The 16790-nt window shown below is 46.9% G+C and carries 13 protein-coding genes and 1 other RNA gene; 6 read left to right on the plus strand and 8 right to left on the minus strand.

All coding sequences use genetic code 11. From position 1 onward, the window contains the following. Positions 1 to 58: 58 nt before the first annotated feature. Positions 59 to 1603: an alanine/glycine:cation symporter family protein gene (locus tag VPR01S_RS17085; RefSeq protein WP_021706619.1), complete on the minus strand. Its 1545-nt coding sequence runs from the start codon at positions 1601 to 1603 to the stop codon at positions 59 to 61. Between the two features lie 324 nt (positions 1604 to 1927). Continuing rightward, positions 1928 to 3187: a D-amino acid dehydrogenase gene (locus tag VPR01S_RS17090; protein WP_021706620.1), complete on the minus strand. Its 1260-nt coding sequence runs from the start codon at positions 3185 to 3187 to the stop codon at positions 1928 to 1930. A gap of 109 nt (positions 3188 to 3296) precedes the next feature. Between VPR01S_RS17090 and VPR01S_RS17095 the strand changes: the two genes are divergently transcribed. The 4 genes from VPR01S_RS17095 to VPR01S_RS17110 all read left to right on the plus strand — a co-directional run bounded on the left by VPR01S_RS17095 (position 3297) and on the right by VPR01S_RS17110 (position 8527). After that, a complete protein-coding gene (locus tag VPR01S_RS17095; protein WP_021706621.1) occupies positions 3297 to 4196 on the plus strand; it encodes a LysR substrate-binding domain-containing protein in 900 nt (299 codons plus the stop codon). A 173-nt stretch (positions 4197 to 4369) separates the two neighbouring features. Next, complete coding sequence (locus VPR01S_RS17100) at positions 4370 to 5833, plus strand: BCCT family transporter (RefSeq protein WP_021706622.1); 1464 nt, start codon at positions 4370 to 4372, stop codon at positions 5831 to 5833. Positions 5834 to 5981: 148 nt separating this feature from the next. Continuing rightward, positions 5982 to 6350 carry an SEL1-like repeat protein gene (locus tag VPR01S_RS17105; protein WP_021706623.1) on the plus strand — a complete coding sequence of 123 codons (369 nt, stop codon included), beginning with the start codon at positions 5982 to 5984 and terminating at the stop codon, positions 6348 to 6350. 227 nt (positions 6351 to 6577) lie between these two features. Further along, complete coding sequence (locus VPR01S_RS17110) at positions 6578 to 8527, plus strand: methyl-accepting chemotaxis protein (RefSeq protein WP_021706624.1); 1950 nt, start codon at positions 6578 to 6580, stop codon at positions 8525 to 8527. A 129-nt stretch (positions 8528 to 8656) separates the two neighbouring features. Here the strand turns inward: VPR01S_RS17110 and VPR01S_RS17115 are convergent, their stop codons facing one another. The 4 genes from VPR01S_RS17115 to smpB form a co-directional block, all read right to left on the minus strand. Continuing rightward, complete coding sequence (locus tag VPR01S_RS17115) at positions 8657 to 10333, minus strand: hypothetical protein (protein WP_156008750.1); 1677 nt, start codon at positions 10331 to 10333, stop codon at positions 8657 to 8659. 433 nt (positions 10334 to 10766) lie between these two features. Continuing rightward, positions 10767 to 12248: a dGTPase gene (gene dgt, locus VPR01S_RS17120; protein WP_021706626.1), complete on the minus strand. Its 1482-nt coding sequence runs from the start codon at positions 12246 to 12248 to the stop codon at positions 10767 to 10769. Between the two features lie 369 nt (positions 12249 to 12617). Then, positions 12618 to 12985, minus strand: a transfer-messenger RNA (tmRNA) gene (ssrA, locus tag VPR01S_RS22410). A 67-nt stretch (positions 12986 to 13052) separates the two neighbouring features. Continuing rightward, entirely contained in the window at positions 13053 to 13541 is a 489-nt protein-coding gene (smpB, locus tag VPR01S_RS17125; protein ID WP_021706627.1) for an SsrA-binding protein SmpB, read from the minus strand. 117 nt (positions 13542 to 13658) lie between these two features. On the opposite strand from smpB, the gene VPR01S_RS17130 reads away from it, so the two are divergent. Together VPR01S_RS17130 and VPR01S_RS17135 are read left to right on the plus strand one after the other, a co-directional pair. Next, positions 13659 to 14102 carry an SRPBCC family protein gene (locus VPR01S_RS17130; protein WP_021706628.1) on the plus strand — a complete coding sequence of 148 codons (444 nt, stop codon included), beginning with the start codon at positions 13659 to 13661 and terminating at the stop codon, positions 14100 to 14102. Continuing rightward, positions 14092 to 14448 carry an RnfH family protein gene (locus tag VPR01S_RS17135; protein ID WP_021706629.1) on the plus strand — a complete coding sequence of 119 codons (357 nt, stop codon included), beginning with the start codon at positions 14092 to 14094 and terminating at the stop codon, positions 14446 to 14448. Before VPR01S_RS17130 ends, VPR01S_RS17135 begins: the two co-directional genes overlap by 11 nt. Positions 14449 to 14515: 67 nt before the next feature. On the opposite strand, the gene bamE is transcribed toward VPR01S_RS17135, so the two are convergent. Further along, complete coding sequence (gene bamE / locus VPR01S_RS17140; protein ID WP_021706630.1) at positions 14516 to 14875, minus strand: outer membrane protein assembly factor BamE; 360 nt, start codon at positions 14873 to 14875, stop codon at positions 14516 to 14518. 165 nt (positions 14876 to 15040) lie between these two features. After that, positions 15041 to 16705: a DNA repair protein RecN gene (recN, locus tag VPR01S_RS17145; protein ID WP_021706631.1), complete on the minus strand. Its 1665-nt coding sequence runs from the start codon at positions 16703 to 16705 to the stop codon at positions 15041 to 15043. Between the last annotated feature and the right edge of the window lie 85 nt (positions 16706 to 16790).

Here is a 16790-nt window from a genome sequence, read left to right on the forward strand (position 1 = left end):
CCTTTTTGTTTCCACTGCCTTTTCTATTTTTATAACACTTTTTGTGTTTGCATCTTTATCACGTAGAAGGTTGTTCTACCGTTGCAGAGTCTTGCGCGTCTGCTTGCGGAGTTTTACCCGTTTTACGTGTGTATTTTTCCTCCCAGTAAGTGGCACCTTTGATACCAAGTTGTACTGGGTTGAACAGGAAATCGGTGACACCGCGTTTCTGTTGCTCTTCGTAATCCAGCAGCGCTTTCAGGGCTGGTTTCGACATGAAGAAGATGATCAGAATACCGACAATGTTCAGCCAAGCCATCAGGCCAACACCCACATCACCCATCGCCCACGCCAGATTGGCGGTTTTTACCGTTCCGTAGAACACGGCACTGATAATGATGAGTTTCAGGACAAACATCATGCCATTTACTTTAAAGGTACGACGAATGTAAGCGATGTTGGTTTCTGCGATGTAGTAGTACGCCAGAATCGTGGTAAAGGCGAAGAAGAACAGCGCCACCGCGATGAACGGTTTGCCGACGCCTGGTAGGGCGGTTTCAATCGCCATCTGAGTGAAGACCGGGCCGTTAGCACTGATGTCGGCGGCAATGTTCTGCACCAGGAAGCTACCTTCTGGGCCAGCGACGTTGTAGGCACCTGTGATCAGAATCATGAACGCGGTGGCTGAACACACCAGCAGGGTATCGATGTAGATAGAGAACGACTGCACCAGACCTTGCTGCGCTGGGTGATCAACACTGGCGGCCGCGGCTGCGTGAGGCCCTGTACCCTGACCGGCTTCGTTGGAGTAAACACCACGTTTAACACCCCAGCCGATGGCTGCGCCGATACCGGCCATTGGTGTGAACGCATCACCGATGATCATGCCCACAATGCGTGGCACTTCACCGATGTTCAGCAGAATAATCACAAACGCTGTGACGATGTAGGCCAGCGCCATGAATGGCACGACAATCTGAGTGAAGTTAGCGATACGTTTTACACCACCGAAGATGATGAAGGCCAGGATGACGGAGACAACTGTACCGGTCAAAATTTTAGCAAAACTGAAGGTACCGATTGCAGTGTCAATCATTGGGCCAGAACCAAACGCCGCTTCTACTGCGTTACCGATACTGTTCGACTGAACACCCGGTAGCAGAACACCACAGGCAAAAATGGTCGCAATCGCGAAAACCCAAGCGTACCATTTCTGGCCCATGGCTTTTTCAATGTAGTAAGCCGGACCACCGCGGAACTCGCCTTCGTCTTCTTCTTTATAAATCTGTGCCAGCGTTGACTCTGCGTACGCGGTCGCCGCACCGAAGAAGGCCACGACCCACATCCAGAAAACCGCGCCTGGACCACCGAAACCGATGGCAGCTGCAACGCCTGCGATGTTACCTGTACCAACACGACCGGATAGCGATACCGCCAGCGCCTGGAACGACGAGATACCTTTAGTGGAACTTTTGCCCGAGAAGAGCAGACGCCACATTTCGAAAAAGTGACGGATTTGAACGAATCGCGTCATTATCGAATAAAACAAGCCGGCACCCAGACACAGATAGATCAGGGCAGGGCTCCAAATAATTCCATTCAGAAAATCAACAAAAGACTGCATGAGTATTTTCCCTGTTTAAATTAAACGATGTTGTGGTTGTGATGTTGTGTTTATTTTATGAACGACATACTAATCTTTTTGTAACTCATTTGTTAACAGATTTGTCTGCAAATCTTTCATAGCGTGACGATGGACACAAAATGCTAAATTTTTGTTAATTTGCAGATGTCTTAATTAGAAAACAACGATTAATGATGTTTTTCATAGTAATTTTTTATGCATATGAGTGAATTAACCAGCACAAACTGTCCAGATAACTCATTAATTTTGTGCTGATTAAATTCAGATAGGTAGCATGATTAGCTAAAAAATGACCAATTCTATTCAAGAGGCGTAGCGGAACAGATCCAGATCGCAGAATCCGGGGCGGGACCCCTTGTCGCCGGTGATCACATCGGCCAGCAGATCAGCAGAGCCACATGCCATGGTCCAGCCCAGCGTGCCATGACCGGTATTGGTGTATAAGTTTTCAAGCGGTGTGCGGCCAATGATGGGTGTGCCATCCGGCGTCATCGGGCGGAATCCGCTCCAGAATTCTGCCTGACTGAGATCGCCGCCTTGTGGAAACAGATCCTGCACCACCATAGCGATGGTGTCTTTGCGTTTTTGAGGCAGAGAAGGATCAAATCCGGCTAATTCAGCGGTGCCTGCCACCCGAATACGATCATCAAAGCGGGTCATGGCCACTTTATAAGTCTCGTCCATCACGGTAGAGCGTGGTGCCAGATCTGGGTTCGTCAGTGGCAGCGTGAGTGAGTAGCCCTTGACCGGATAAACGGGGAGGCGGATGCCTAGCGGTCTCAGCAGCGGAGTCGAGTAACTGCCGAGAGCGACGACAAAGGCGTCGGCTTCTAGTGTGCCTTGCTTGGTGGCAACGGCCGTGATCCGGTTGTGCTCACGTTCCAGTGATTCAATTTGGGTGTCGAACAGAAATGTGACGCCATGCTGGCGCGCCAGCTCGGTAAGTTGCTGGCAGAACAGGTAACAGTCACCAGTTTCATCATCCGGCAGATAGAGACCGCCCGTGAGTTTTTCCTGTACAGGCGATAACCCTGGCTCCTGACGCAGACAACCGTCGACGTCCAGCAATTCATAGCGGGTGCCGGATTGCTCCAGCAAGCGTATGTCTTTTTCGATGGCTGCTAACTGTTTTTCAGTACGAAAGACTTGCAGAGTGCCTTGCTCACGCCCCTGAAATTCAAGTTGATGGGTATGCTTCAACTGAGTAAGGCAAGCGCGGCTGTGATTGGCGATGGCCAGCATGCGCGCCTTATTGATTTGATAACGATCAAGTTGGCAGTTGGCCAACATACGTGACATCCAGGTGAGCTTTTCAGCATTCATCCTGGGGGCAATTTTGAGTGGTGCGTGGCGCTGAAACAACCAGCGCATGGCTTTTTGCGGAATACCGGGGGCTGCCCAGGGAGAAGAGTAGCCATAAGAAATCTGCCCGGCGTTCGCAAAGCTGGTTTCTTCACCGCTGCGGGGCTGACGATCCACCACTGTCACCTGACAGCCTTTCTGACTCAGATACCAGGCGGTTGTGACGCCAACGACGCCACTGCCTAAAACCACGACTTTCATGGGCAATCTCCGAAATTGTTAATTGGCGCAATCATGTGTGGTTTACACTTTAGTAACAATCGATAAAAATTAGCGGTAGTGTTTAAAATTTCTAAACGCAGGATGGCAGGTGAAAGGAAGTTTAGCCAACGGACTGGCCACGTTTCAGGTTGTGGCCCGATACTCGACATTAACGCAGGCCGCTAAGGCGCTACACCTGACGACTGGAGCCGTCAGTCAACAACTGTTGCAACTTGAACTGCTGTTAGGGTTTAAGGTTTTTATACGCCATTCTCGTGGTATCCGCTTAACGGCGGAAGGTAAGCAGCTGGCCGCCGCCGTGACGCTGCACTACAGTGAGCTGGAGCGGGTGATTGACAAACTGCGTCAACCCGAGCAGGCATTTGCCGAAATCCGTTTAAAGCTCACGCCATCCTTCGCTTTCAAGTGGCTGGTGCCGCGTCTGGAAAGTTTCCATCGCCAGTTTCCACACATTCCGGTGCTAACCTTTGCGGAAGGCGCATTGGTTGACAGTGATAACCGTGATTACGACCTCGCCATTGACTATGGCCCGTTTCCTTATCATCGAGCCGGATCGGAATTGCTGTTTGAAGAATACCTGCTGCCGGTTATGAGCCCGGCGTACGCTAAGCGACACCCTGAACTGGCCAGTTCTCACGCCGCCTGGCAAGCGGTGACCCTACTGCACGATGCCATGCCATGGCAAAGTGCACCTAGGGATTACGAATGGCTTTATTGGGCCAGTCTGCAGAGAATGGATATCGAAACCAACCGGGGGCACTTTTTCAATCGAACGGATATGGCGATGTCGGCAGCTGAAGCGGGGGTTGGGGTGGCAATGGCACGCACAGCTCTGATTGGTGATGAATTAGACACTGGACGCCTGGTTTCACCATTTCAACCGTTGGCGGCCAATGCCGGCTATTTCCTGTTGACGCGTGAAAGTAACGACAGCACTGAAACCTTCACCCAATGGTTGCGTGCTCTGTGTCAGCAGCGCGGCCAGTAAGTTTTAAGCCGAATTACAGCAACAAAGCCTTTATATTCGTAGGGCCTTGCTTGCATTGTTGTTGTCATAATGTGATCTAATGCACAGCATGACAGTTAAAAACCTGTCGAGTTGGATCTGGCGACGCTGGGTAGGCAGAGTAAACTCGAACTCACCGCGAAAAACACCATACTATGAATACATCCGCTTCCCGCTCGCGCCTGTTGATGATGATCGCTGCGATCATCGCTGTTCTTTTTACCTTGTTTCCCGAAGTCAGTGTTTACCGTCTGGCCGACCTGACCCAGTGGGTGATAACCCGTCTTGATGATGAAGTGATTGTGCTATCCACGTTGGCTTTTATTGCCTGTATGGCGATCTGTTGCTCGCCGCTTGGAAAAGTACGGCTCGGAGACGGTGAGCCGGAATTTGGTTTCTGGCCATGGGTGATTATGCTTTTTACTACTGGCATGGGCTCCGGCCTGATCTTCTGGGGTGTGGCCGAGCCGGTGTTTCACCTGTCCAATATGCCGCCAGTCGAGCAGGTCGGGGATACGTATGATACAGCGCTGGCGTTAACTTATTTCCATTGGGGGGTACACGCCTGGAGCCTGTATGCATTGGCTGGCTTGCTAATGGGCTGGCTTGCCTACGTCAAACAGCGCCCGATGCGCATCAGCGCCTCTTTTTCGGGTTCCACACAACAGGGGTGGCTGCGGATCGTTGATCTGGTGGCTGTGTTGGCGATTCTGTTTGGTATTGCGGGGGTACTGGCCAATACCATGGCGCTGGTCGAGCAGGGTGTGCGCAGTATGACAGGAACCGAACAGGACCTGACGGCCATGCGCATTGGTATGACAGTGGTGATCGGCCTGCTGTTTACTATCTCCAGTGCACTTGGGGTGAAGAAGGGGATTCAGCGTCTGAGCACATTTAACATCTGGCTGATGGTCGGCCTGTTCCTGTTTGTCTTTGTGAACACCAATATGAGCCAGGTGCTGACACGATTGATGAGCTCGACGCTGGCGTACGTTGAATTACTGCCTCAGGTATCATTTGGTGCTATTTCTGGTGGCGAGCAATGGAGCCAGGGCTGGTCGGTGATCTACCTGATCTGGTGGATTGCCTGGGCACCGTTTGTCGGCCCGTTTATCGCTCGGATCAGCAAAGGGCGCTCGATTCGTCAGTTTTTGGCTTGTACCATACTGATTCCGACCCTGGCGTCGATTGTTTGGTTTTCTGGTTTTGCGGGGGCTGTTTTTGAAAGTCACGTGTTGGACAGCGTTGTGGCGGCGGTCAATGATGATTACACCAAGGGATTATTTGTCTTTTTCTCCGCGTTGCCAATGAGTGATGTGTTATCGCTGCTGGCGCTGGGATTGTTGCTGACGTTTGTTATCTCTAGCTCGGATTCTGCGATCTATGCGGCAGGCATGTTGACCGAAGATGTGCGAACCAGTAGCAAAATTGCCTGGTCGGTGATCGTGGTCACGATGGGGATTGCTCTGGTCACGATTAATGATGTTGATCTCAACAAGCAGGTGGCGATCGCTGGCGCGATCCCGTTTACCCTGGTGTTATTGTCACAGTTGATGGCCGTAATGTTAGAGCCTCTGTTGCCTGTGGTGCGTCGCCGCTTATCAGGGACATCGGGGTAAGCCCTTGTTAACTGACTGAATTATAGTTTATTAGGGGCGTTATCACGCAGCAGGTAACGTTTCTTAATAGTACTATCCGTTATGCTGAGTGCGCCAAAATGGTGGAGCTTCGTGCTCTTAGGAATACTCACACACTAACGACGTCGATATGAAGAAAACACTTTTTACGCTATGTGCACTTTTCTCTTCAACTGCGGCGTTCGCTCAACAGCCTCAGGCTTGTTCAGCGGACACTTCAGCCATGAGCCCGTCAGCAAAGCAGAACTATACGCAATGCTGTGAATCAGATAACGGGGAAGCATGTTACATGCATGCCTGGCGTGATCTGGAAGCGCGCGGTAAAAAAGATCAAGCCACACTTTATTACCAACGCAGTTGTGATGCCGGTTACGCCAGTGGTTGCCGCACAGCAGGTCAGACAGCCCAAGTTCAGGAAGAAAAAGACGCTTGGTTCAACAAAGGTTGTGACCTGAAAGATCTCGACAGCTGTCTGGAAGTTGATCGTTTGCCTAACTGATCACGTTTGCCAGCCCGGCTCTGGGCTGGCACCTTGCTCTCTTCTCTTCTCTTTTGATATTCATCACTCTCCCTGGTTATTGCTGATCTATCCTCATCATGAATATTTCATTAAATTAGAGAAATACGTAGCAAAAAACGCACTCGAGCAACTATGAAACTTTGTTCTTAACATTGAGCTACTAGGCTAGGTTAATAATCGCCTTTGTTCACTCAATGGAGGGGGACATGAAATTCAGTCTACGAGTTAAAAGCTGGGTGCTGTTCGCCAGTGTTATACCTGTGTTGCTGGCGCTGTTTGTTTCCGCTTACAGCGCAACCCAAAGTTTGGATCAACTGAATCAGGAGCGCTTAATTGCTCTGCGAGATACCAAACAAGCCCGCCTGGAAAATCTGCTTGAGCGGTACAAAAACAATATGGGCGCCATTGCCGAGGTGATCACGTTTAACCTGCGTAACTTTGGTAGTCCTGAGTTTGATACCTTGATGCGGGATCTGAACGCCAACCTTGAGTTTTATGACGTGTTTGTCGTCAATCAGCAAGGGGATGTGGTGTATACCGCGGCCAAAGAAGCAGACTATCGTACCAATCTGGTCAACGGCCCGTATGCGGCATCTGGGTTAGGCAATTTGTTCAGTCAGGTACGTCAGGGCAACAGTTTTGCATCGGTGGATTTCGCACCTTATGCGCCGTCGAACAATGAACCTGCCGCGTTTATCGGCAAGCCAATCAGTGTGGAAGGGGAGCGTTGGATGGTGGCGACTCAGCTGTCTATTGAGGGCATCAACAGCCTGATGAACCTGCGCAGTGGCATGGGGGAGAGTGGCGAAACTTACCTGGTTGGCTCAGACATGCGCATGCGCTCTGATTCTTTCCTTGATCCGGCCAACCATTCTATCAAAGCCTCCTTTGCCGGTAGCGTAGAAAAAAATGGGGTGTCGAGCCTGTCGGTGAAGCGAGCGCTAAGTGGCGAAACCGACCTTAATATTGTCAATGATTACAATGGTAATCCAGTTATTTCCGCGTTCGCCCCCGTAGACGCGTATGGTCACCGTTGGGCTATCATGGCGGAGTTGGACAAGGCCGAAGCCGAAATGCCGATTTGGTCATTGCTCAAGCTGAATTCGGTGGTGCTGATACTGTCGATCATTGGTGGACTCGGGGCGGCGGTGCTGGTGACTCGGGCGGTCATGCGGCCACTGGGCGGTGAGCCGGATGAAATGAAAGCCTTAATGAGCCAGGTCGCCTCTGGTGATTTGCGGATTGATTTAGCTTGCGACGACACCCGCAGCGTGCGCGGCGCCTTGTGTCTAATGACGCAGGAACTAACGACCATCATCCGTGAAATCAGTGATTCAGCGTCGCAATTGGCGGCCACATCGGAAGAGCTCAGTGTGGTCACCGAGCAGTCAGAGAAAAATCTGCTCAATCAGAACCAGGAACTGGAGCAGGCCGTCACTGCGGTGAATGAGATGTCTGCCTCCATCCACGAAGTGGCAGAAAGTGCCAGCAAAGCGTACCACAGCTCCTCAGTGGCCAACGATGCTTGTCAGCATGAAATCGCCCGGGTTCGCAGTACGGTGACGATTGTCAATCAGTTGGTCGACCAAGTTGACAGTGGGAACAGCAACGTCACACAACTGGCCGATCAGGTCAAAGAGATCAACACCCTACTGGACGTGATTCGGGGCGTTGCGGAGCAAACCAACCTGCTGGCTCTGAACGCGGCAATCGAAGCGGCTCGCGCCGGCGAAAGCGGGCGCGGATTTGCGGTGGTGGCGGATGAAGTGCGCAACCTGGCGCAAAGGACACAGCTATCCACCGAGCAGATTGAAGAGATGGTGAAAAACGTCAACGCGCAAGCGGGGCAAACAGTAGAGATCATCGATAGCTGTAAACAGGTGGCGGAACAAACCATGTCTCAAGTGCGTGAAACTGGCGTTACGATAGAGAAGATTGTTGCCGCGGTCAGCGAGATATACGATCAAGCGGCTTCGGTGGGCAGTGCAACCGAAGAGCAGGCGACCGTTTCATCCGACATTGATAAGAGCCTGGTGACCATCAACGACATCGCTAACCAGAACGTTTCCGGTGCACATGAAACCTCGGCATCCAGCGCTGAACTAGCCAGAGTCGCCATGAACCTCAAAGGCATCGTGGAGACATTTAAGGTCTGAGCCATCGGACATGAGGTAACAAAAAGGGCCAACTCTTGCGAGTTGGCCCTTTCCAAACGTTTGGTGGTGTGAGTATGACAAGAACATCATGGCGATAACTCAATCTCTGAATGAATAATTATGTTATCTTTAGTTGTCTTTGAGTAACTTTTTGACCTGCTTGCCGAAACCTTTGGCGACCAATTCTTCGCTTTCTAAGTATTTTAAAGTTTGTTCGAGGTCAATAGGTCGCCTTTCTTTAGTCCTAAGATTAAAGCCTTGAGTCTCAATCACAGATATGAATTGCTCCATATTTTCAAGGTCAGTGTCTTTAACATAATATACAGGTCTTTCTTGCTTGCAATGATAGGAAAATTTTTCAGCATCATTATCTAAAGACGTTTTTAGTGAGCAATCTAAATTTTTACTTCGTCCAGATGAGACAGCAATTTGATGGAAATAATGAAATTTATTTGCATGCTGACCACCTTGAATTTCAAGCACAAAATCTAATTCTTTTGTTGAAACTCTTAGATCGTCGTATAGAATTTTTGAATTGGTTTTTATCGTAACTTCACTATTAGGATAATAGCCAAGAATTTCTAGAAATAGCTTGGCTTGTCGATTGGTTTTTGTATGCTCTTTTTTTTCTATTTCTAAATCATGGTAAACAATTTTTACCAGCTCAATCATTCCGGTTTGAGTCACTGACAACATTCCGCCAAGATTATTTTTTATAGCAGATTTGTTGTTTAGATTAGATAGGTATTCTATTTTTTCACTGTTTTGTAAATTATCTATGTTGACATGGTAAACTTTATTTACTAGCCAGTTGATTGCATTTTTAACGTTATCTTTATTTATTCTATCACCATCAATCCAATACCCATTTTCAACATCATGTGATTGCCAAGGCACCCAGTTGTACTGCGGAAACTGTTCTATTAAAAATTTAACATATGAGGTGTTATTCTCACTAAACCAATTAGGTATTCGTTTAGAAAGTCCACCCTCGTCAATCATTTTTTTTAGTGAACATGATATAATGTCGCATTCATCTATATCTAAATTGTTCGCTGCGTCAAGTATAGCTTGCCGAACGTTTTCTATACACCAATGGCGCTGAGCAACTGTCTTGGTAATAGGCTTTTTATTTTCAAAGTATATAACCATTTGACTAATACTATTTCCAAATAACTTCATCATCAGCTTGCCTTCATCAATTAGAGTAAGGTAACCAGAGATTGCATCTCCCCAGTTTACACCTTTAATTGAGAGTTCTTTTTTTAGCTTGTTGTATGCGAACAAATGTTCATGGCTATAAGAGTTATTATTTTTATCTAATTTCAAATAACCCTGAGGTAAGTTTTTCATTTTGTAAGCTAAAAATTCTCTCCTATACATTTTATTGATTAGTTCAAATGGAGAGTGAAGACTAGAGGACATAAGTATATTTGTTAATGGCCAATCTCTTAATAGTTTTTGTGTTATATCTGTAGGTGACAACTTAGTGTTAAACTTAACTGAATTTTCTTTGAGTAGTCTGTCTAGAACATCTTTTCCATAACCTGATTTAGCTAGCCACTCTTCTCTACCGCGTTGATTAATTAAATTAGTGAAATTTTCCTTTGTTCCTATCAGTTGCAAAACCTTAGAAAAATTATCTGAATTTTTATCTCCTGTGGATTTTTCTATCACATACCTCCATTCTTTCTGTTTCACTCCACTTTTCATGAACAGGTTTCTGAGTGGTTTATCACCTTCTATTGTTGATAATTTTCTTTGTGTTAATAGTGATTCTGCATCTTCAAAAGTGGCTGCACTCATAGAGGAGTAGCTTTTGTTTAGTGTGTTGTTTAGGAAGTTCACTAGTTTAACTTCTATAGATTTTAATCTAATCTGCATGTTTTAAACTTTATCTATAATATTTAATTGTGTTGTTGAGGTGAGCGAAATCGTTGTAATGGTTCTTATAGGTTAAGGGTAATATTTTTCATCGTGATTCTTAAAGCACCGATTTAGGCTGTAGATCTTGTTCCATAGGGTTACAGACAGAAAATCATAGCCTGTGTCCAACATAACAAATGTACTCTGATGAGATATTGTATCATCTGTGTTTTTCAGAGCTTGTCTAGACCGAAGAGCTTCAATAACTTGTTATTGATAAAAGTCTTTTCTCACTTGCCATCTAAGTATTGCATACTGAAATACCTTAGATCTCTAACACTAACGCTGTCTAGAATTCATATGGTTAACTACGTTATAAACTATCAATAATACTGAATGCTCGATACTCATCAAATGCGAACTGATCGGTCATTCCACTAACGTAATCCTGAATCAGCCTAACTCTAAAGTAGAACTCCCACGCATCATAACCCGCATCAAACGGTAGCTTTACTAAGCTTGCTTCAGTAAGGGCTCTTTCATAAGCTTGAACATGCTTATACGAGAGTTTTTTGAACAGTCTAGATGCATAGAGAGGGGCCCCTTTCTGTTCATTTTTGACTTGCTCAAACTCTACCCTTGTGAGGTTTAAAAGTGGGCTATAGGTATCAAGAAGGCCTTTGATGATCTGATAACCTTGCAGTTCACGTGCTTCGACTTCCTTATGACAAAATGCATATTTTGCTGCAACATTTTTGAGTGTTTTTATCAGTGCATGTCGGTCACTACCATCTTCAAGTAGGGCTCGGTTGAACTCTCCATGAAAAATTTCGTCGATATTGGCTAGAAAAATATCGCAGGCGTGAGGCACCAAAGTACCTCCGATAACGACTCTCATCATGACAAAGAATAGTGTATCTGGGTTACGAAAAGCTTTGTTCTCTGCCTGAATGATTAAACTCTCCATTAAGTTCTCATCACTGTCTATTTTCAGTTCTTCTCTAACAGCAGGATATTCATACTTTAAAGCCGTTTTTAATGTGTCGACAGTTAATATGCCTTTTTCTACAGCGTCTTCAAGATCGGCCAGACCATAGGATATATCATCGGCAGCTTCCATTATGTAAGAGAATGGTGAGCGGCAGTGTGCCTTTATATCTAAAGCCTGAAGAAGATTTGAAATATAGGGTTGTTCACTAATGTAGTAGCCAACTTTTTTTCGTAAGTAACTAAATGTTTCGTTTTCCTTTTGGGGCTTAAGCTCATCTCCACGGCGGGTATATTTTAGTATTCCTGAAACTTGACTGTAGGTGAGACAAAGATTGAGAATGGAGTGAACTAAACGAATTGCTTGAGCATTACCTTCAAAACTAGACAGGTCACGAATCATTTCTTTGTTTAAATCAAGGCTATGCAATGAAATGAATTTTGAAAGGTTTTGCTCGAACCAATCATTGATGGCCTTTTCTCCGAAGTGGCCAAAAGGAGGGTTACCGATATCATGCATCAAGCAAGACATTTCAACAATAGACTCAATATGCCGCTCTAATCCTGCAAGACCATATTCTTCTTGAGCATCTCTAGATAGTCTTTCAAAGATTTGTTGGGTAATGTAACGTCCATTTTGTTGTACTTCCAATGAGTGGGTCAACCTGCTGCGGACAGAAGCATTGCGCTCTAGTGGAAAAACTTGTGTTTTTTGTTGTAAGCGCCGGATAGCCGCAGAGTTAATGATACGGCCACGGTCGCTTTCAAATATACTCAAACTACATTTTTCTTCAGGTTTCCACGCTGTGGGCGTTGTATTGTCGTAGCTTCGTACATAACGGATTTTCTTCTTGAAATTTATAGTCATTTTTTTTAGCTATCAGTTACAGTGACTCATAAACACTATTCGCAAAAGGTAAGAGTGAGAAGTCGATTCCATAACATTTGAGAATTAACGCAACAAAGTACTGTAATTGAGTGCACTGTTATTTTCCTATTGGCTGTTTGATAAAAGTTAGGCGGGAAAATGTCAGCCCAAGTTCTAACGTTTGAGTAGATAAGTTGGCTATATCTCTTCTAGTTCGCTGGCTTAAGCGTATTCGAAAAGTAAATACGAGGTGAAACGAACACTATATCGGAGGATACTTCGTTAGAGGATGGTGAGTTAAGACTGTTGGGCTATATTGGTGGATTACAAAAAGGGCCAACTCTTGCGAGTCGGCCCTTTCCAAACGTTTGGTGGAGCTGGCGGGAGTTGAACCCGCGTCCGAAAATCATTCATCTTTGGTACTACATGCTTAGTCGATCTTTAATTTCACCACCCAACTGCGAACCGACACGCGATCGAATGGCTAACCTGAATTAGATCTCACGCTTCATCCCTCAGGTGGGGGAATCCACGCCAGCTTGATTTGGTTTGACCTTCCTTGATTCCCCGTCTTACAAGCGGAAGCTAGGGAGGAAGGGCTCTAAGCAGGGTATTAAGCTGCTAGTGCGTAGTTTTCGTCGTTTGCGACTATTTTTTTGCGGTTTGTTAACGAGGCCTACCGCACCTCGGCATGCACCTTAGACTTCAAAATTCCCGTCGAATCCTGAATCAGCCCCAAGGTATGATTGGCATACTACCAGAAAAGCTTAAGCTGTCCAGTGATATGCGTTTAAGTGGTTAAGATTAGCGCAGGTTGTTGCTCTTCATAACACGAGCTTTCTGGCGTTGCCAATCTCTGTCTTTTATGTCAGTACGCTTATCGTGCAGCTTTTTACCTTTCGCGACACCTATCTTAATTTTAACCCATGAACGCGACCAGTACAGCGACAGTGCCGTCAGTGTCATTCCTTCACGGTTAATGCGGCCAAACAGATTATCGAGCTCCCGGCGTGAAAGCAGCAGTTTACGCACGCGTGTCGGGTTAGCGACCACGTGAGTAGATGCTTGTGTCAACGGCGTAATGGACATTCCACTGATAAAGGCTTCTCCTTCGCGCATGTACACATAGCTTTCTGCAATGTTGGCTTTACCCTGGCGAAGTGATTTCACTTCCCAGCCCTGTAGCTCCAGGCCTGCCTCGATCTCTTCTTCGATGAAGTATTCGTGACGTGCTTTTTTGTTCAGAGCGATGGTATTGCTACCTGCTTTTGTTTTGGATTTTTTCTTTGCCATAATGGCTGCATTATACGGATTGGGTTGCAGTTAGGAAGTCCTTTTATTTGCTCTTAACGAGAATAAAAGTAAAATCCGTGAGAGCCTGAATTCCAGGCGAGGTATCAAGAGGTAGATATGAAGCAAGTTACCCGCTCCGCTTTGGTGTCTTTTAGCGCCGAGCAGATGTTTGATCTGGTCAATGATGTGGAACGCTATCCGGAGTTTTTGCCCGGTTGTTCCGGTGCTCGTGTCCATGAATCATCAGACAGCGTAATGACGGCTTCAGTCGATGTCTCGAAAGCCGGGATCAGTAAGACGTTTACCACCGCAAATGAACTGTCGCCGGGCACGGCGATACTGATGACGCTGGTGGACGGCCCGTTCAAAACCCTCAAAGGAGGGTGGTTTTTCACTCCGCTTGATGAACAGGCTTGCAAAGTCGAGCTGAAACTGGAGTTTGAATTCTCCAGCAAGATGATTGAGATGGCGTTTGGTAAGGTCTTCAATGAACTAACCAGCAATATGGTCAATGCGTTTACCAAACGAGCAAAACAGGTTTACGAGTGTTATGAGTATTGAATCAGACATGATTCATGTTGAGGTGGTGTATGCCCTACCTCAAGAGCAGCGAGTGATAGCATTGGTCGTCAATAAGAACATGACGGCAGAAGAGATCATTCGGGAATCCGGTGTGCTGGAGCTCTATCCGGAAATTGATTTGAAAAAAAATAAAGTCGGAGTGTTCAGTCGCAACATTAAGTTGGATGCAACTGTGCGCGATCGTGACCGGATTGAAATCTACCGCCCGTTACTGGCGGATCCCAAAGAGATTCGCCGCAAACGTGCTGAGCAGGCCAAAATGGAAGGCAAAGCCGACCCGGTCACCGGGGGAAAACCCAATGCTCAACGTAAACACGACGAATAGACGATGTCAGCTCCAAAGTGAAAAGGCTCACCAGTGGTGAGCCTTTGTTGTCTGTGGAGAGCGGCGATCAATTCAGGCCTTCGAAGAATCCTTCACTGGCAGGGTAGTCTCCGGTAATTTTTGTCAGAGCACCGGCATCGTTAAAATTCACCACCAGATTTTTTTGTACCGAATCGTTGTGACCCTCGGTATGGTGATAAATGTAGTACCAGGTATTCGGGTAGCCGTTTTCAATGAGCATCGGAGAGCCAAGCACATAGCGTACTTGTTCCTTGGTCATGCCAAACTTCAACTTATCGACCGCTTCCTGCTCAACGTAGTTACCTTGGTTGATGTCGATGCGATAAACCAGTTTTTCCAGCAGAGAACAGCCGGTCAACATTGTCATCGCCAGTGGAACTGCGATTAACCACTTCTTCAATTGCATACTTAAATTCTTAGCTACTTATTCATTAAACTGGGCTGATAATAAACAAGCTGGGAGCTAATGTAAAAAGCTCCCTGCTGTTTGAATTGTTTCTGACCATGAATTTTGAATTTGGTTGCAATAACGAAGCAAATTTGCCAACGAAATGGACTTTTTGACTCGCGTTTAGGCGGCAATCAATAATTCTTTGGCGTTGGCCAGTGTGCTCTCTGTGATTTGGCTGCCGCCAAGTAGGCGAGCCAGTTCGGACACGCGTTGCTCAACATCCAACAACCGCATTTGTGTTTCGGTTTTGCCTGCTTTAGTCTGCTTAGCAACAAACAGTTGCTGGTGACCACAGCCAGCGACCTGAGGTAAATGGGTGACGCACAGCACCTGCGTGGACTCTCCTAGTGTACGCAGCATTTTTCCAACCACGGCTGCGGTCGGACCGCTGATACCGACATCGACTTCATCAAAAATCAGGCTTGGTGTATCCACTTTCTGCGCTGTGATGACCTGAATGGCCAGTGAAATACGCGACAGTTCGCCGCCAGACGCCACTTTTGAAATGGCTTGCAGCGGCTGTCCAGGGTTGGTGGACACTAAGAAAGTGACCGTATCCAGGCCCAGTGGAGAAGGACGATGATTGTTGTTGTCCACATCAATACAGAACTGCGCTTTTTCCATACTCAGTTCGTGCATGCTGCTGGTAATAAGCTTGTTCAGTTCCTTAGCGTAACGACAACGCGATTTGCTCAGCTTTTCTGCACTGTTGATAAAGGCCTGATATTTTTCCTCGACGTCCTGTGCCCGCTCACTCAATCTTTCATCGGAACAGTCCAGAGCATCGACTTGAGCCAGAAGGTCCTGATGATGCGAATACAGCACTTCGGGCAGTACCTGATGCTTGCGAGCCATCGACATGACTTTAGAAAAACGTTCCTCCACATAAGCCATTCGGGACGGGTCCACGTCAATTCCATCCAGATAGCTGCGCAGTTCACCGTTGGTTTCTTCAATCTGAATAATGGCGTCGGCCAGCATGTTCGGCAGCTCAGCCAACTTTTCATCCAGCTCCGCCAATTGAATCAGGGACTGACTGGCTGATTGGAGAATACCAAGAGCATTAACCTCTTCACCTTCGTAAATAAGTTCAATGGCTTGCTGACAGGTAGAGGCGAGTTCGCCGCTGTTTGACAGACGTCTGTGCTCTTGCTCGAGTTCTTCAAATTCATCTTCACCAAGGGATAGCTCGTTGAGTTCTTTGATTTGATATTCCAGCAGCTGCTTCTGTGCCTGATTGGCGGCGCTGTTTTCCTTGAGTTGCTTCAGGTTGTTATCCGCCTGACGCCACTTTTGATAGGCATTACGGGTGCTTTTCAGCAGGTTAAGATGTCCGGCATACTGATCCAGCATGGCCAACTGATACTCACTTTTCATCAATTGATGATGCGCATGCTGGCCGTGAATATTGATCAGCAACTGGCCGAGTGATTTCAGTTGAGAAAGGGGGACCGGACTGCCGTTGATAAAGGCTCTTGAGCGGCCTTCTTTGGTGATGGTACGGCGCAAAATACATTCGCTGCCGTCCAGCAGGTCGTTATCTTCTAGCCAACGGGTTGCGTGAATATTGTTGTCGAGATGAAAAGCCGCACTGACTTCCGTCTTTTCTTCTCCCTGACGTACCATGCTGGCTTCAGCCCGGCCACCCAGGCACAAACCAAGCGCATCGATGGCGATGGACTTACCAGCACCGGTTTCACCCGTGATGGTGGTCATCCCCGTAGATAGCTCGAGTTGTAAAGACTTAACAATCGCAAAATTATTAACACTTAGATGAGCCAGCATTTTTAGATACCTGTTTAAATGAACAATACTGTATATAAGTGCAGTATATACTGTTTCTTTATACAGTAAAGCCGGGAGGCAAAAT

Origin of the sequence: Vibrio proteolyticus NBRC 13287 (assembly GCF_000467125.1) — a bacterium.
Lineage (GTDB): Bacteria > Pseudomonadota > Gammaproteobacteria > Enterobacterales > Vibrionaceae > Vibrio > Vibrio proteolyticus.